Origin of the sequence: Micromonospora sp. NPDC048986 (genome assembly GCF_040649335.1) — a bacterium.
GTDB lineage: Bacteria > Actinomycetota > Actinomycetes > Mycobacteriales > Micromonosporaceae > Micromonospora > Micromonospora alfalfae.
On sequence record NZ_JBEZFJ010000013.1, the window covers coordinates 102,169 to 119,142 of the forward strand.

The 16,974-nt window shown below is 71.5% G+C and carries 16 protein-coding genes; 9 read left to right on the forward strand and 7 right to left on the reverse strand.

All coding sequences use genetic code 11. The annotated features are described in order from the left end of the window. Positions 1–6: 6 nt before the first annotated feature. From AB0B94_RS24880 to folP, 6 genes are all read right to left on the reverse strand, one after another. Positions 7–315: a hypothetical protein gene (locus AB0B94_RS24880; RefSeq protein WP_091403607.1), complete on the reverse strand. Its 309-nt coding sequence runs from the start codon at positions 313–315 to the stop codon at positions 7–9. 53 nt (positions 316–368) lie between these two features. After that, positions 369–1,583 (reverse strand): ABC transporter permease, encoded by a 1,215-nt coding sequence (locus tag AB0B94_RS24885; RefSeq protein WP_357284895.1) that lies wholly within the window; start codon positions 1,581–1,583, stop codon positions 369–371. Positions 1,584–1,702: 119 nt separating this feature from the next. Then, on the reverse strand, positions 1,703–2,239 hold the full coding sequence (locus tag AB0B94_RS24890) for a DUF3180 domain-containing protein (RefSeq protein WP_357284898.1): 537 nt from the start codon (positions 2,237–2,239) through the stop codon (positions 1,703–1,705). Positions 2,240–2,258: 19 nt separating this feature from the next. After that, the gene (gene folK, locus AB0B94_RS24895; RefSeq protein ID WP_238667219.1) at positions 2,259–2,786 is read right to left on the reverse strand and encodes a 2-amino-4-hydroxy-6-hydroxymethyldihydropteridine diphosphokinase; all 528 of its coding nucleotides are present in this window, start codon (positions 2,784–2,786) and stop codon (positions 2,259–2,261) included. After that, a complete protein-coding gene (gene folB / locus AB0B94_RS24900) occupies positions 2,783–3,151 on the reverse strand; it encodes a dihydroneopterin aldolase (protein ID WP_357284901.1) in 369 nt (122 codons plus the stop codon). Before folB ends, folK begins: the two co-directional genes overlap by 4 nt. Next, complete coding sequence (gene folP / locus AB0B94_RS24905) at positions 3,148–4,044, reverse strand: dihydropteroate synthase (protein WP_357284904.1); 897 nt, start codon at positions 4,042–4,044, stop codon at positions 3,148–3,150. Before folP ends, folB begins: the two co-directional genes overlap by 4 nt. A 356-nt stretch (positions 4,045–4,400) precedes the next feature. On the opposite strand from folP, the gene AB0B94_RS24910 reads away from it, so the two are divergent. The 7 genes from AB0B94_RS24910 to AB0B94_RS24940 all read left to right on the forward strand — a co-directional run bounded on the left by AB0B94_RS24910 (position 4,401) and on the right by AB0B94_RS24940 (position 12,904). Further along, positions 4,401–4,715: a hypothetical protein gene (locus tag AB0B94_RS24910; protein ID WP_030327982.1), complete on the forward strand. Its 315-nt coding sequence runs from the start codon at positions 4,401–4,403 to the stop codon at positions 4,713–4,715. Positions 4,716–4,728: 13 nt separating this feature from the next. Continuing rightward, the gene (locus AB0B94_RS24915; protein WP_053654782.1) at positions 4,729–5,091 is read left to right on the forward strand and encodes a hypothetical protein; all 363 of its coding nucleotides are present in this window, start codon (positions 4,729–4,731) and stop codon (positions 5,089–5,091) included. Positions 5,092–5,161: 70 nt separating this feature from the next. After that, entirely contained in the window at positions 5,162–8,605 is a 3,444-nt protein-coding gene (locus AB0B94_RS24920; protein ID WP_357284908.1) for an ATP-binding protein, read from the forward strand. 1 nt (position 8,606) lies between these two features. Then, on the forward strand, positions 8,607–10,562 hold the full coding sequence (locus AB0B94_RS24925) for an MFS transporter (RefSeq protein WP_357284911.1): 1,956 nt from the start codon (positions 8,607–8,609) through the stop codon (positions 10,560–10,562). After that, entirely contained in the window at positions 10,559–11,116 is a 558-nt protein-coding gene (locus tag AB0B94_RS24930) for a hypothetical protein (protein WP_357284914.1), read from the forward strand. The genes AB0B94_RS24925 and AB0B94_RS24930 overlap by 4 nt, the downstream gene beginning before the upstream one ends. Then, entirely contained in the window at positions 11,113–12,291 is a 1,179-nt protein-coding gene (locus tag AB0B94_RS24935; RefSeq protein WP_357284917.1) for a M23 family metallopeptidase, read from the forward strand. The genes AB0B94_RS24930 and AB0B94_RS24935 overlap by 4 nt, the downstream gene beginning before the upstream one ends. Positions 12,292–12,304: 13 nt before the next feature. Then, positions 12,305–12,904, forward strand: coding sequence for a hypothetical protein (locus tag AB0B94_RS24940; RefSeq protein WP_357284920.1), 600 nt, complete (start codon positions 12,305–12,307; stop codon positions 12,902–12,904). Positions 12,905–12,910: 6 nt separating this feature from the next. On the opposite strand, the gene AB0B94_RS24945 is transcribed toward AB0B94_RS24940, so the two are convergent. Continuing rightward, entirely contained in the window at positions 12,911–13,465 is a 555-nt protein-coding gene (locus AB0B94_RS24945; RefSeq protein ID WP_357285253.1) for a hypothetical protein, read from the reverse strand. 195 nt (positions 13,466–13,660) lie between these two features. Here AB0B94_RS24945 and AB0B94_RS24950 point away from each other — a divergent pair, with 195 nt between their 5' ends. Next, positions 13,661–16,222, forward strand: a complete 2,562-nt coding sequence (locus tag AB0B94_RS24950; protein ID WP_357284924.1) for an FtsK/SpoIIIE domain-containing protein — start codon at positions 13,661–13,663, stop codon at positions 16,220–16,222. Between the two features lie 103 nt (positions 16,223–16,325). After that, entirely contained in the window at positions 16,326–16,970 is a 645-nt protein-coding gene (locus tag AB0B94_RS24955) for a hypothetical protein (RefSeq protein ID WP_357285256.1), read from the forward strand. Positions 16,971–16,974: the final 4 nt, after the last annotated feature.

Genomic DNA, 16,974 nt, shown 5'->3' on the forward strand with positions numbered 1-16,974 from the left:
AGCGGCTCAGTGCTTCATCAGGTAGTCGATGAAGGCGGCCCGCAGCAGCGGCGCCGACTCCTCGTAGCCGTGACCGGTCAGCTCCCGCCACAGCGCGTTGGCCTCGTCGATCGTCGGGCCGATCGAGTTCGGGGCGCCATCCAGCACCGTGGCCTCGTCCGCGTTCGGCAGGTGGCGCAGCACCGACCAGAAGAAACCCACGTCCCGGTGCTCCCGGGCCCGGGCGAACGCCCGCTCCCGCAGCTCCTCGGTGGACAGCGCGTCAAGCTCCTCGAACGAGGTTCCGCCCGGGGTGGCGGCAGGTGAGTCGGTCATGCCGCCGAGCCTAACTGTCGAGATCAGCTCCGGCTCGGCGGACGCGACGCGGCTCACCGCTCGTCGGTGTCCCACCGTCGCGGGCCGTCCTCCCACCGGGGATCCCGCCACGGGTCGACCGGTTGCGGCGCGGCCTGGGTCGGCAGCGTGGGAGGCCAGTTGTCGACGGACTGCGGCTGCGGTGTGGTCCAGCCCGAGCTGATCGTGCCGTCGCTGACCGGCTCGGGCCGCTCAGGGCCGCCCGGTCGAGGCCGCCCGAGCGTCTCGACCAGCCGGGTGGCCAGCAGCCCGACGCCGAGCGCGGCCCCGCCGACCACCCAGTTGCTCAGCGTCCAGCCACGCTCCGGCGCGTACACCTGGAAGACAGTGACCAGGCCGACCGCCAGCAGCGTGCCGAACACCCCGCCCCGGCGGCCGTACGCGCTGGTGCCGGCGAGCAGGGCCACCCCGATGGCCAGCACCGTCCAGTCCAGCCCCGAGGTGGGCGCCACCGGCCCGGGGTCGTTGGCGGCGAGCAGCACGCCGGCCAGAGCGGCCAGCACCGTGGAGACGACAAGCGCGACGGCGGTCATCACTGCGGCCACCGCGCCCCGCCGACGGGCCGGGTCGGCGATCGGTCGGTACCTGCCGACGAGCCTGCGGATCGCCCGGATCGCGCCGAACAGCCCACCCAGGACGGCCACCGCGGCGAAGCCGGCGAAGAGGTAACCGGCGCTGCTGGTGGGGTCGTAGTCGCCCTGCACCAGCACTGGCGCCGAGCGGCGTTCGATGTACACCACCACGGCGGCGGCGCCGGCCAGGCTGGCGGCCCAGCCCGGCACGTGCAGCACCACCACCGCCAGCGCCAACGCCAGCCCGCCCACCGCGGCGACCGCCACGGCCGGGCCGAGCGACGCCGGCAGGCCCCGGTCACCCTGCTCGGCGTAGTGCAGGGCGGCCGCCACCGCGATCGGGCCGACGGCCAGGTTCGGCGCGGACGTCCGCAGGCTCAGCCCTGCGGCCAGGGCGAGCAACCCCAGCCCGACCGCGTCGATCAGCAGCGTGCGCAGGTTGCCGTCGCGCACCGCGGCCGGATCCTCCCGCCAGAGCAGCCAGCTCACGGCGGCCAGCCCGGCCAGCAGCAGCAGCTCCCACCCCAGGTGTACGCCGATCCGGTCCCGGCCGGGCTCACCGTGGGCGGGATCGTCGAAGACGTTGTCCAGGACGGCGGCCGGCACCCCCGACGAGGGTTCGGCCGACCGGTCCCGGCCCGCTTCTTCGTACCCCATGACGCCGCCTCCCCAGTGGCCGACCGTCCCCAGTCCGGCGCACGGACGGACCCTGGGCGGCCCTTGCTCCCCGATCGCAGGCACCGTACCCGCGACCGCAGCCGGGCGTAACCCCCTGCTCAGCGCTGGCCGGGGCGGCTTTCCCGCGGGTCCTGCTCGCGCTCGTCGTCAGGGCGTTCCGGCACCCGGCAGGAGCGCTCCAACCAGAGCGCGGCACCGACCAGTGCCAGCGAGGCGAGCAGGCCTCCGCCGGCGGCCGATCGGTCGTCCAGGGCGGCGCGGGTGGTCTCCACGAAGAGCCAGCCGGTGAGCCCAGCGTAGAAGCCCGCGAAGATCGCGGCGGCCAGCGCCGACGCCTTGGCCAGCACCACGAAGCGGGCGACCAACAGCGGATTGACCGGCTCCCGGCCCGGCTTGCGCTCGATCCGGCCCCGGGTGTTGATCGCGGCGTACGCCTCCAGCACCGCGAGCCCGGCCAGCGTCACCACCGGCAGCCAGGGCAGCCGGGGAATGCCGCTGTAGTAGAGGGTGCTGATCAGCAGCCAGGCCACCGCCGCGGCAGCCAGGCCTGCCACGACCAGGGTCGAGATCCGGGTGGGGCCCATCCGCGACCCGTCCGGGCCCGACCCGCCCGGTGGGGGCTTCGCCTGCGTCATGCCGGCCGGTTCCGCTCGGTCATGCCGTCGACTCTAACGCCAACTCCGGCCGGGGACGCAGTTCCAACGCCTCGTCCGCGGCGGGGCCGGTGGTCAGCAGGTCGGTCAGCCAACCGTGACCGGGCAGCCGACCGTACGGCTGGATGTCGATCCACGGACGCAGCACGAAGGCGCGCAGGTGCGCCCGGGGGTGCGGCAGGGTCAGCTCCTCCTCGTCGCTGAGCACCGGCTCGTCGTCGTCGCCCCAGACCGCGATCACGTCCACGTCGAGGGTGCGCGGTCCGAACCGCCGCTGCGGGTCACGGACCCGGCCGGCCGCGCGCTCCGCATCGCGGGCCCGCTCCAGCCAGTCGCGCGCTGTCGCGCTCTCGTCCTGCACGAGCACCACCGCGTTGAGGTACGCGGGCTGATCGGTGTCACCCCACGGTGGAGTCTCGTACACCCCGGAGAGCACGAGCACCGCGTCGCCGAGGGTGGCGACGGCCGTGCGCAGGTGCTCCAGGCGGTCGCCCAAGTTGCTGCCGAGCGAGAGAACCGCCCGGGTCACCGGGTACGCGCCCGGGTCATGGTGACGGCCACGTCGGCGAAGGTGTGCGGCACCGGAGCCTCCGGCTTGTGCACGGTGATCGTCGCGGCGTCGACCCGGACGTCGGCCAGGCAAACCGCGAGGAGCCGGTCCGCCAGGGTCTCGATCAAATTGACCGGCTCACCGGTCACCACCGCGACCAGGCGTTCGGCCAACTCGCCGTAGTGCACTGTGGCGGCGACGTCGTCACTGGCGGCGGCCGGGCCGAGGTCCAGCTCCAGGACGGCGTCGACCACGAAGTCCTGCCCCTGTTCGCGTTCGAAGTCGTACACCCCGTGCCGACCATGCGCCCGCAGGCCGGTCAGCTGGATCCGGTCCGTCGTCATCGCCGTACCCCCTGCTCGTGATCGTCTTGCGTCCGCTTCCCAGCGTGCGGCGGCACGGCCAGGCGGGGGCTGCCGGTCGCCGCCCAGACGGCGAGCGCGTCGGCGGTGGCCCGCACGTCGTGCACCCGTACGCCCCAGGCGCCCGCGGCGACCGCCAGCACACTGGTGGCCACGGTGGCCGCCTCCCGCTGGGCGGTCGGTCGCGGCGTGCCGTCCGGGTCGGCGAGCAACCCACCGAGGTACGACTTACGGCTCGCCCCGAAGAGCAGCGGGTAACCGAGATCCAGCAACTCCGGCAGGCGGGCGCTGAGCTCCCAGTTGTGCGCGGCCGTCTTGGCGAAGCCGAGGCCGGGGTCGACGATGAGGCGGTCGGCGGCCACCCCGGCGGCCAGCGCCGCGTCGATCCGTTGGGCCAACTCGGCCCGGACATCGGCCACCACGTCCGTGTAGGTGGCCAACTCGCGCATGGCACGGGAGTGCCCACGCCAGTGCATCAGCACCCAGGGGCAGTGCGCGTCGCGGACCACCCGGGCCATGTCCGGGTCGGCCAGGCCACCGGAGACGTCGTTGACCACTGCCGCGCCGGCGGCCAGGGCGGCCTCCGCGACCCGCGCGCGGCTGGTGTCGACGCTGACCGGCACACCGGCGGCGGTCAGCTCACGAATGACCGGCAACACCCGCTCGGCCTCGGTCGCGGCGTCGATCCGCTCGGCGCCCGGACGGGTCGACTCGCCGCCGATGTCGACCAGCTGCGCACCGGCGTCCCGTAGACGGACGCCGTGTCCGACGGCGGCGTCCAGGTCGGCGTACCGTCCGCCGTCGGAGAAGGAGTCCGGTGTGACGTTGAGGACGCCCATCACCACCGGGCCCGAAGCCCGCACCAGATCGGTCACGACTAGACGGTACCGGTCGCGGTGGCGGCGGCCAGCGACCCGGGTGGGCCCCGCACCACTGCCCCTGACGTGCCGATTAGAACAGGTGTACGATCGGTCATCTGGGCAGTATCGGGCAGCCCCTTCGCGGCTTGTCGCAATCCGGGGCGGCCCGTACGCTTTGGAATTGGCCAGCATCGAGATGGCGAAGCTTGGAGGGAGGGCCGAAGCGGGGGAAAACCGCCCAAACCTCGCCACCCTCCGTGGTGAGTAACGAACACAGGGTCAAGAACGCCATGCCCTGTGGAGCACTTTTCCCGCCAGGCTTGCCTATTGCACCGCCGCGGCACCGCCGGCCGCGCTATGGGGAGGTTCCAGTGATCGCCTTCGAGCTCATGGAGACGGCGTCGTCCGGCGTCGCCCACGCGCTCTCCACCCTGGCGTCGGCTCCGCTCGCGGAGCCGGCACCGAAGGGGATCGACACGAACAGTGTCGTCACCTTCTTCGCCAGCAAGATCGCGCCGATCCTGCTCGCCGTCCTGGGTGTCATCTTCATCGGCCGCGCCAGCCGAGGCGAGATCTCCAAGGTGCTGACCAGCTCCGCGATCGCCATCGTCGGGCTCGCCTTCATCGCGGGCGCGGCAACACTCTTCTTCGTCGGCGATTACCTGATCGACCTGATCTTCGAATAGGCGCGTTCACCAGATGCGGCTGCGCACCGACGACGACATCTACCGGGCCCGCCTGGTCTACCTCGGGCCGCCCGGTTACACCCTTCCGGTTCACCTGCCCTACGCCCAGTACGGGCTCTTCATGCTGCTGGTCCCCCTCTACATGTTCATCCACTGGCTGTTCACGTTGACGGTCGAGCTCTTCCCAGCCTGGGAGATCGCACTCGCCATCGTGACCACGTCGTTCATCTTCCGGCACGTCGACCCCGATCGGCCGGCGCGGGTGGTCATCCGCACCGCGCTGACCGACTGGCGACGCACCCGGGAGCCGGCGGTCGAGCAGCGCGATCCGCGCCTGGTCGGCAGCCGGATCAGGATTCGGGAGGAGCTGGCATGACCGGACGTACGTCGAGCGGTCCGTCGCAGGACGCGGGCATGGGTCTGCCGACAGTCGCCGAGGCGATCGCATGAGCCGCTCCTCCACGCCGGGCTCCCCGGCAGGCCGACCGGGCGCACCAGCCGGTCACCGTGCGCACTCATTCGACTACACCGAGGACGAGGACGAGGTCGCCCTCGACCCCGCGCTGGTGACGTCACCCGGCCACGGTGCCGTCGGCGTGTTCCAGGCACCCCGGCCGGTTCCCCGCCGGACGCCACCGGCCGAGCCCACCGCCGTGTCGGCCGGCGAGAACGCCGACATCGACTCCCCCTTCCTGGACCTCTTCGGCGGCGCAGGGCGACCCGCCTCGCCACGAGCGGTCACCGCCGGCCCGAGCACCCGCGAGCAGCCGGCGATCCCGCACCAGCCGCCGCCCACCGGCAGCCCGGCACCAGCCCGCGCGGTTCCCGAAGTCGAGCCACAGTGGACGCCGGCCGGCAACGGTGGCCGACCCGTCGAGCCACGACACGGAGGCCGCCACCCGACCAACGAGTCCCGGGTGCCGCACCAGGCCGGCGATCGACGGCCGATGCTGCGTCCGCCGGACGAGTCCGAGTCACCCACCGACGGCGGGTCGCCGTCGATGACCAGCAGCCAGGTCCGCCGACCCACCAACACCGTGCCGGGCGGCCGCCCCACAGCGACGTCGCCGGACCGACCGGCGGCTCAAGCGCCACCCCAGCCGACGCCCGCCGCCGGCCGCTCCACCGCTCCCTCGGAGCAGCCGGCCATGATCACGGCTGCGGATCGGCCAGCTCTCGAACGTACGGCGCGCCGGGCCACCGACTCGGAACGGCCCAGGAGCACCGGCACCGCGGCCACCGGCAAAGAGGTAGCCACACCCCGACAGCGCACGGCGAGCCGACCGGACCGACCGATCAAGCCGACCCGGGTTCGCGCTCCGAAGATCAAATTCGGGGATCGGGATCCGTCGGTCGAGCTGGCCATCACCGAGATCGCCGGCCACCTCACCTTCACACCGAACACCGTCACCGCGTGGTACTGGCTGCCCGAGGTCCGCTGGGCCTTCCGGCCGGACGCCGAGCGTGAGGCGCTGCTGTCGGCGATCTCCGAGCAGTACGCCGGACTGGCCGGCTTCCGACTGCACCTGCGCCGCACCACCCGGCCGTTCCCCGCCGACGAGTGGGCGCGCACTATCGACACGCACACCTCGGCGCCGCTGCCCGACGTCCCCGGCACCACCGGCTGGGCCGACCACCTGGTCGCCGCCCAACGCCACCTGATGGCGGTCAACCACGCCGAGGGCCAGACCTACCTGGGTGTCACCTTCGCCCGGCGTTCCCTCGGCGACTCGCTCACCGAGCGGCTGCTGCGCACCTTCGGCCGGGGCACCGCCGACGGGGAACGCCGCAAGCTGGGCCGCACAGTCGAACAGTTCGACGAGGTGCTCGGGGCGTTCGGCATGCGCGGCCGGCGGGTCACCGCCCAGGAGCTGGAATGGCTGCTCTACCGCTCGGTGGCGCTGTGCATGTCGCCGCCGAGCACCCTCTCCCCCGTCACCGACGGGCGCTGGGAACGCGGCGACCTGCTCGCCATGACCGAACAGGTCGAGCGCTACCGCACCCCGTACGGCTCGACGGTCAAGCTGGTCAACCGGATGACCGGCGAGGAACGGCACGTGGCAGTGCTCGCTGTCGGCCGGATGGAGCCGCTGGAGATTCCGGAACGGCACGAGCCCTGGCTGCACTTCCACGAGCGGCTGCCCTGGCCGATGGAGATCTCCACCCGCGTCGACATCCTCGGCTCCGGCGACTCCTTCCGGAATCTTGAACACCGGCTGCGGATGATCCGCTCGCAACAGCTCGACTACGCCGAACACGGCATCGACGCGCCCCCTGAGCTGGAGCGACTGGCCAAGCGCGCCCTGGTGATCGGCGACGAGATGACCACCGGCCTGCCGGTCGACTCGGCCCGGGCGCACGGCTGGCACCGGATCGCTGTCGGCGGCCGGACCAGGGAGGAATGCCTGGAGCGGGCCCGCCGGCTCATCCAGCTCTACTCACGCGAGCTACGGATCTCACTGCAACACCCGAAGAACCAGGACTGGCTGGCCCGCGAGTTCATCCCCGGCGAGCCGATCGCCAACACCGGCTACGTGCGTCGCATGCCGGTGCCGTTGCTCGCCGCCGCGCTCCCCCAGGCCGCATCCAACGTGGGCGACCGGCGCGGCGACCTGATCGGTCGAACCGCCGGCACCTGCCGCCGCCCGGTCTTCCTCGACCTGCACTTTCCCATGGAGGTCCGGGAACGCTCCGGGCTCGCGGTCTTCGTCGCCGAACCGGGCGGTGGCAAGTCCACCCTGCTCGGCGCCCTGGGCTACCTGGCCGCCCGCCGAGGTGTCCAGGTGACCCTGCTCGACCCGTCCGGCCCGCTGGCCCGCCTCTGCGCGATGCCCGAGCTGCGGCCGTACTCCCGGGTGTTGAACCTGACCGGCTCGGAGCACGGCACCCTGGCGCCCTACTCGCTCATCCCGACGCCGCTGCGCTCCGAGTTCGGCACCGGGGCCGCCGGCGACCGGGAGTTCGAGATCGCGGTCTCCAACGCCCGGGCCGAGCGGCGAATGCTGGTCCAGGACATCTGCATGATGCTCGTCCCGCCGCAGGTGGCCAGGGAGGCGTCGACAGCCACCCTCTTCCGGCACGCCGTCCGCCAGGTCCCCGCCGAGGAGACCTCCACCCTGGACGACGTGGTGAGCTGCCTCGGGCGCCTCGACGACGACGCCGGCAAGGAACTGGCCAACCTCCTGCTGGACACCGCCGAGATGCCACTGGCCATGCTCTTCTTCGGCCGACCGCCGGAAGGGCTGCTCGGCGCCGACGCGGCGCTCACCGTGATCACCATGGCCGGGCTACGGCTGCCCGACCTCAAGATCGAACGCGAGTACTGGTCAGCCGAGGAAGCACTGGCCCTGCCGATGCTGCACACCGCGCACCGGCTCGCCGTCCGGCGCTGCTACGGCGGCTCAATGTCGTCCCGCAAGCTCGTCGGTTTGGACGAGGCGCACTTCATGGAGGGCTGGCGGTCCGGACGCTCCTTCCTGGTCCGACTCGCCCGTGACTCCCGCAAATGGAACCTTGCCGCACTTGTCGCCTCCCAGAACCCCCGCGACATCCTCGGCCTCGACGTGCAGAACCTCGTCTCCACAGTCTTCGTCGGCCGCATCGCCGAGGACGCCGAGATCGCCTCCGAAGCGCTACGGCTGCTGCGGGTGCCGGTGAACGACGGGTACGAGGCCACCCTCGCCTCGCTCTCCGCCGCCGACACCAACTCGGCCTCCCGCCTCGGCTTCCGCGAATTCGTGATGCGTGACGTCGACGGCCGGGTGCAGAAAGTCCGAGTCGACGTCTCGTACGTCGAAGGACTGCTGGACCACCTCGACACGACGCCCGCCGCGATCGCCGCAGCGGCCGGAGTCCTGCCGAGCATCCCCCTGCCGGATCTGGAGGCGTGACATGGCTAGGGCCTGGGCAAGGACCGTGTCGTTCCTGCTCGCCCTTGGCGTACTGGCCGGGGCCACCCTCAGCTGGCCGCTGATCGGTGCGGAGGCCGCAGCCGCCGCACCGCCTGCTGCCCAGGCCCGCGCCGACCTCTGCACGACCGCCGAATGGCAAGCCGACTTCCGCGCCTGCGTGGCAAAGCTGAAGCAGGTCAGCAAGGCGGAGATCGACTGCCTCAAACCACCTGTGCCGTCCGCCCCGGACTCGGGCTTGGCTGGTTGGTTCGCCTCCCGACCGGACTCGTCCAAGCTGCCCGGACCGAAGGGCATCTACAGCGACTACGGCTACGGCGGTTACAGCTTCAACACCTACAACGTGGAGGGTGGATGCGCATCCACCGTCCTTCATCCGGACTACAAGTTCACCACCACCGTCGCCAACGGTGAGCTCATGATCGCCACGGCGGTCGTGGGTGCCTCTAACGCCCTGCGGGAGCGGGCCTGGGATCCCCGCTCCATGTGGAGTTGGGCCGACCCGCTGGTGGAGAAAGCCACCAAAGGCGTATACGAGAAAGTATTCAGCGTCTTCGGAATCGTCACGCTCTGCGTGGTGGGTCTATACCTGCTCTGGCGCTCCCGCCAATCGGACATGAGCAATGCGATGACGACGGCAGGGTGGGCGCTACTGGTGATGGTGGCGGTCACCGCGCTGGCGGCCTGGCCGGTCAAGTCGGCGAACATCGCCGACGGCACCCTGATCACTTCGCTCGGCGTCGTACACGACGCGCTAGGTCCGGCGTCAAAAGATATCCCGACCGACAAGTGCGTGCTTCCCAATCCAGACGCTTGCATCGACAAGCGGCCACCGGCCGTCCGGGCCAGCGACACCGCTACTGAATCGATGCTCTACCGCAACTGGCTACGTGGCGTGCTTGGCTCAGCGGACAGCGAGACCGCTAAAAAGTATGGCCGGGCACTCTACGATGCCAAATCGCTTAGCTGGGGTGAGGCGGAATCAGTCCGCTCCAATCCCACTACACGTGATGTGGTGATCGGGGCCAAGCAACAGCAGTGGATGACGGTTGCAGAGCAGATTAAGGCCGAGGACCCGGAGGCGTACGAATTCTTAACAGGAACCCGCGACATGGATCGGATTGGCTCCGGGTTCATCGCGGTGCTCGCGGCCGTGCTGTTCGCAATGTTCGACCTCACCGCGTCGGTGCTCGTGCTGCTCGGCTTCCTGATCTTCCGCTGGGCGGTGATCGCTGCTCCGATTCTCGGCACGATCGGCCTACTCCGACCCGCCAGCGCCGGGCTACGCCGACTGGCTAATGCGGTCGTTGCCGCAGTTTTCAACATCGCCATCTTCGGCACTGGCGCCGCGATCTACCTTTTCGCGGTCGACTTGATCATGAGCACACCGACCCTGCCGGGTTGGCTACAGGTGGTGCTGGTGTGGCTCTGCGGGGTGGTCGGATGGCTGCTGCTGCGGCCGTATCGGCGGATCACGCAACTCGGCGGCAAGGACAGCAGCGAAGCGGTCAGTTCGGCCGGGTCCTGGCACCGCCGGTTCTTCCGCGACATGCGTACCGCCGCACGACTCGACGTAGCCGAGCCGGGCGGCACCGCCGAGCCGGTGGGCGGACGTCGACGGTCGCCCGACGCAACGCAGACCCGGCTACGACCCGAGGCGCGGCGGGAGGACCCGGCCCCGGTGCCGACAGCCGCGGCCGAGGGCCGACGCGCAGACGCGGTGCGCCCAGACGGTCGCGAGCGGCCCGACGAGGCGCCGGCGGAGGAGGGCAGAGGTCGGAGCCGCCCAACGGCCCCGCAGCCCCGACGCCGACAGCCAGCGACCTGGACCGAGCCGGATGTTCCGGCTGAGAACCCGTCGTTCGTGGTCTACCGCCCGGGCTCCAGCGAGCGGGTAACGGATCGCACCGGACCTCGGGTGCGCTCAGAGGCGAGGTGACGGTGATGCGACGGGCGTTGGAATTCGTCTTCACCCGGGCGCTGCGGTCCCGGCTGGGCGTGGCGCTCGTGATCGGGGTGGTGGTCGTCGCTGTGCTCGGGGCGGCCAGGCTGATCTCCAACCCGGGCGATTCGGCCGATGGGTTGAGCACCCGTCCGGATGGGCCGATCATCACGGTGGACCCGACGGCCGGCGACGACGGTCTGCTCAACAGCGCGGCTCCGCCGTCACCCGTGACGTCGCCCGGCGCCCGCACGCCCGAACAGACCGCCGACCGCTTCGCCAAGGCCTGGCTGGGCCGTCCCGGGATGACCACCGAAGAGTGGCAGGCTGGTCTACGGCCACTCTCCACGCCGGCGCTGAGGGACAAGTTGACCGGCGCCGAGCCAGAGAGCGTGCCGGCCGAGAAGGTCACCGGTCCGCCAACCATGCGAGAGCGGACCGAGACGTTCGTCGAGTTGCTGCTTCCCCTTGATGCCGGCGGGCTCCGGTTGGAGCTGGTCAGCTCCGATGATGGTTGGCTGGTCGACGTTCTGGACTGGGAGCGGCCATGAGCGACGTTGGTAGCGCCAAACTCCGCCGCGGTCCCCTCCGGCTCGGTGTGGTCGCCGCAGTGCTCACCGGAATGCTGCTTCTGCTCTGCTGCACCGGCGGCACCGCGGCGTTCTTCCTCGCCGGGCTCGGAGGCGACGACGCCGAGAACGGCGACACCATGGCAGGCATGGAGTGCGGGCCGGTCCGACCGGTCAACATCGCGGGCAAGCTGCCGCGGTTCGCCCAGTACGGCGACACCCAGGTCCGCAATGCCGCGATCATCATCAAGGTCGGTCAGGACATGGGCGTACCTTCGCGAGGTTGGGTGGTCGCCCTCGCCACCGCGATGCAGGAGTCCGCCCTGCGCAACCTGGCCAACAGCGGCGTACCCGAGTCCCTGGCCCTGCCGCACGAGGGGGTAGGCGCGGACCACGACTCACTGGGCCTGTTCCAGCAGCGGCCGGGGTGGGGCACTGTCGCCGAGCGGTTGAACCCCACGTACGCGGCCCGCAAGTTCTACGAGAAGCTCGTCAAGGTGGGTAGCTGGCAACAACGACCGCTGACAGTTGTCGCGCAGCGGGTGCAGGTCAGCGCATACCCGGACGCGTACGCCAAGCACGAAGAGATAGCCAGCCGGATCGTGGACGCGCTGGCCGGCGGCGCGGCCCGCACCGTCGAGATCAACGGCAAGGCGGTGTGCAACGCGGCCGAACGCGGTCAGATCGCCGCCTCCGGCTGGACCGCGCCGATCCCCGGCGGAGTCGGCTCCGGTTTCCGCACCGCCAGCCGACCCAGCCACAACGGAGTCGACATCGGCGCGGCCAAGGGCACCGAGATCCGCGCGGCAGCGACCGGTCGGGTGCTGGTCTCCACCTGCGACGAGGACCGCCGCGGCCGCCAGGACTGCAACGTGGACGGCTTCCCCGGCAAGGGCGGCTGCGGCTGGTTCGTCGACCTGCTGCACGCCGGTGGCTACATCACCCGGTACTGCCACATGGTGGTTCAGCCCTTCGTCAAGAAGGATCAAATCGTGACTGCCGGTCAGGTGATCGGCAAGGTCGGCAGCAGTGGTAACTCCTCCGGCCCGCATCTGCATTTCGAGGTGCACCTGCGCAACGACCGCAGCGCGTCCGGGGCGGTGAACCCGGGCCCGTTCATGCGCGAGCGGGGTGCCCCGCTGCGCGCCGCCGGGTGAGGCCACCACGGCTATGACCGGACCGTTACCTGACCCATTCGCAGACCAGCCGGACTGGGCACCGCAGCCACCGAGAGCGCTCACCATCGTCCCCGCGACGCAGCGGGTCGAGCTTCGCGGTCGACGGGTGCTGGTCGGGCTGCCCGGGATGGGGTGGCGCGGGGACCTGCGCGCGGACGACCGGGTGGTGCAGAGCGCCCGGACCTATGTGCCGGTGATCCCCGAGCACGAGTGGTACCGGGCCGAAGCCGACCAGGTCGAGGTGTTCGCGCCGTTGGTGCCGGTGGAGCGGGTCTGGGTGGAGACGGTCGGCGGCCGGCCGGGAGTGGACGACGCCCGGGACACGGGCATCCGGTTGGTCTCGCTGGACGGCCCCGCACACCGGACCCCCACACCGGTCTTCGAAGCGGACGCGGTTACCGGTCGGCGGGTGGTGCACGTCGAGGGCGGCTTGGAGCACCGCGACCTTCGGGCGGTCACCGAGACCTACTCGGGCGCCGAAGGAGACATCTGCGTGCGAGTCACACCCGAGGTGGAGTGGTACCGCTGGGCCTGGCGCGGACAGTCACCCACCACGTTGGAAGTTCCGGTACATCTCTTGTGGATCGAGTGAGCTTGGTCAAGATCGTTCAGCCTTACATACCCGCCAGCCGTCTTCGTGCCGTGTCTCAAACCGCCACCGCTGACGATCGCTTTGCGAGATCCCGTCCACAAAGGCCGAAAGGATAAGGTCAACCTCAACTTTGGCTGAATTGTCCTGCCGCTGAACAGCAAAATTCTCCCAACTTGTCGAGATCTTTGCGCTGAAGCGCAGTTCACGCGCTACCAGATCTTCCCGAAGAAGCCGCAGAGCATTGGTATCTGCACCGCTCTGGCAGACGAATTCGCTTGCTCTCGCGTCGTTGCGGTCAGCAAGAAAGGTCTGAATATAACTGGCCACGACAACGTCCGGTGTGCTGCGGTCGGGCGTTGAGGCGCGGTTGTACCAAATCAGGACGGTGGCGACCCCGCCGAGGCAGAGCAGGGCGAGCACGCCAGCGACGACAGTGAGCACCGTCCGCATTCGGCGGCGTGGCGGCTGCGGTGCCGGCGTTGCCGGGGCGGGCGGCAGTTGCTCGGACGGTGTCCGCTGGGCCGGTACGCGGGAGACCTGGGAACCGGCGGGGGGCTGCACTGATTCCACCTCCTGAAGTTATCGGCTGGACGCTCCGGAGCCAATGCCTCAGATCCAGCGGATCGTGACGGACCCCTCCCCACCGGTGAGATCCACGACAACACCGGCGCAGCGCCGTGGCACCTCCCGGAGGAGAACCGTCGGCTGGGATACCGTCTCTGCTTGGGGAGGGGTTGCCAACCTCGGGTAGAGGGGGTGGACGCGGTGGCCGGTCCGAAGGCTCGCACGAACCGCGCCGCAGCCCTGCACCGTCGGGCGGCGGCCGTCGCGACCGCGGCTGCCGGGATCCTGGACGAGACGCGGCCGGCTCCGGCCGATCAACGCCGCCAGTACGAGGTGGCCGACCGGTTACGGACGGCTGCGGCCCTGCTGGCACCGGGCTGGTCGGGCGCGGCACTGGATTCGCTCACCGTGGACTCGCCGGCAGGTGATGGTCCGCCGCCGTTCGTCCGGGTCGGTACTGCGGCGCCGTTGGACGACGCTCGTTTCCCCGCGTTGGTGCCGCTTGTCGGCGTCGGTCACCTCAGTGTCGACGCTGACGCGCGGGAGCCACGGGTGGCGGGGTTGCTCCGGGCCGTACTTCTGCGGTTGTTGGGTGCGGCACCGGCGGGCGCCCTGCTGATTCGCGCGGTGGATGCCACCGGGGCGGTGCTGACGCCGTTCGGGGCACTGGCGGATGCTGGCCTGTTGCCGCCACCGGCGGTGGATGTGGCGGGTCTGCGCGCGGTGCTGACCGAGGCGGAGCAGTGGGTGACGCCGGGGGCGAGTGGGCGACGCCGTCACGACCGGACGTTGTTGCTTGTGGTGGCCGCGCTTCCGGAGTCGACCGGCCCGAGCGATCTGGCGCGCATCGAGACGTTGGCCGAGCAGGGGCCTGCCGCTGGGCTGCACCTGGTGGTGGCGGGTTGGCCGCCGGCCGGCCCGTACTCGGCCCGGGCACCGCTGCCGCACACCACTTCGCTGGCGTTGCGGAATGCGTACGCGCTGCTCGGCGATCCGCCGGGGGCGTCGTTCGCCGGTCCGGGCGCCGATCCGCCGGGCGGTTTGAACTCGCCGGTCTTCGTCGAGTCGGACCCGCCGGCCGAGCTGGTCGACGCGGTCTGTCGGCGGCTCGCCGAGCAGGTGGAGGCGGGTTCCCGGTTGGCGTTGGGTGCTCTGCTGCCGGCGACGGGCGAGCGACTGTGGGAGTCGGATTCGGCCGACGGGCTGACCACCACTGTCGGCGACGCCGGGGGCCGGTCGGTGCCGCTGGGCTTCACCGAGTTGACCCCGCACTGGCTGGTGAGTGGCCGGTCCGCAGCGGGCCGGGCGGCGTTCCTGACCACCGCGCTGCTCGGCCTGGCCGCCCGTTACGGGCCGGACGACCTGGCCTTCTACCTGGCGGATCTCGGCGACGGTGAGTCCTTCGTGGAGTTCTTGCAGACCGAGCGGGACCGATCGTGGGTTCCGCAGGTGCGCGCGGCCGCGATGGCCGCCGACCGGGAGTACGTCCGGGATCTGCTGGACGAGTTGGCGGCCGAGGTCCAGCGCCGCACGGAGGCGGGCGCTCGGGCCGGGGGGCAACGCTTTGCGGAGCTGCGTCAGCACCAGCCGCTGCCCCGGATCGTCTGTGTGGTGGACAATGTGCCGCTGCTCTTCGCCGAGCGGGACCGGCTGGCCGCCGAGGTGGCCGCCCAGTTGGACGGGCTGGCCCGGGCGGGTCGGGCGTACGGCGTGCACCTGGTCCTGGCGGGCGCGGGCGAGTTGGGGCTGAGTGCGCGCGCGGATGCTGGTCATCGGGATTCGGTGCTCGGGCAGTTTCCGGTACGGGTGGCGCTTCCGGGTGGCAGCCCGGTGTTGGAGCCGACGAACGATTCGGCAGCCGGTCTGCCGGTGGGCAGCGCGGTGGTGAACACGGCCGGCGGGCTGGGCGGCCCACGGGGGGCGATCCGGGGTCATGAACGGTTGATCCGTCATCCGGATCCGCTGGATCATCCGGAGGTCGTGGAGGCGCTGCGGCACGAGTTGTGGGCGGCCCGTCCGGCCGGGTCGGTGCCACCGGTGGTCTTCGCGGGTTACGCCCGGCCGCTGCTGGGAAACGATCCGCGCCACCGGGCGGCCCTGGCGGGGCAGGCTCACGGACCGGCCGCCCTGCTGGGCCGGGCGGTGGACGTGGCCCGTTCGACTGTCGCCGTGCCGCTGGGGCCGGCGGCCGGGCGCAACCTCGCGGTGCTGGGCTCGGGCACCGCGGCGGGCGGGTTGTTGGCGACGGCGGCGCGGAGCACGTCGGCTCACCATGCGCCGGGCGGGGCCCGCTTCCTGGTGGCGGTACCGGACCCGGGCGCCCGGGCCCTGGCGGAGGCGTTGACGGCCGATCTGGCGGCCCGGCATCCGGCCGAGTTGGTGGATCTGCCGACGCTGCTCGCGGACACCGCCGACAACCTGCCGACGTACCTGGTGGTCTTCGGGTTGGACCGGCCGGGTCCGCGGGAGCTGCCGGTGGAGCGGCTGCGGTCGCTCCTGCGGGACGGACCGCCGGCTGGGCGGCATCTGCTGGGCTGGTGGCGTGCGGTGCCGCCGTTCGCCGCGTTGTTCGAGCCGGCGGGCGAGGTCGACAAGCTGGCGGCGGTGGCCGTGCTGGACGTGCCGGTCGCGCAGCTCACAGCGGTCTTCGGTCGGCCGGTCGAGTGGCAGGTGCGCCCCGACCGGGCGGTGCTCTGGGACGGCCCGGACGAGCGGGGCACCGTCCTGGTGCCGTTCGCCGATGAGGCCGGCTGATCGGGTGGCGCGCGTGGAGGGTGTCGAGGTGGATCCGATCGCGACGGTGACCGGGCCGGGGCGGCAGCGGGCAGTTGCGGCGACCGGGGATGCCACGCCGCGGGTGGTCGAGCCCAGCACGGCCTGGACGGAGTATCTTGCGGCCGCCCGCCAGCTGGACGGGGTACGCCGGGGCGCGGCTGCCGCCGCCGGTGAGCAGGCCCGGTCGGCGGAGGCCGCCCGGGAGGAGTTGACGGTGGTCCGTACCGGGCTGGCGAGTCAGCAGGAACGGCTGCGCGAGTTGGGCGTACCGGCGATCTCCCTGGTGCCGTCGCCGCCTGAGCTGAGCGAGGCGTCCCGGTCGATGGCGGGTGGACCGGCGGCCGTGTTGGCGGCGCTGCGGACCGCGCGGGGTTGGGCCGAGGCGGCGGACGCGGCGCTGGCCGCGCGCCGCCGATTCCGGCCGGGGTCTTGGCCAGCGCGGGCGCGCAACCTCCTCGTGTACGGGCCGTTCGCGCTGCTGGTGCCGCTGATCCAGGTCGTGGTTCTGGCGGCGACGGGGGTCGGACCGGCCACCGTGGCGGCGTTGATCTGTGGGCTGCCGATGCCGGCGGTCGCGTTCGTCGCCGGTTGGATCGGCATTGGCCGGTTGTTCCGGGTCAGCCCCGCCGAGCGGCTGGACCGTACTGTGCGTTTCGGCGCGTTGGTGTGCCTGGTGCCGGCGGTGCTGGCCACGGCGGGCCTGCTGTTGGCGCTGCTCGCTGGCTGACAGG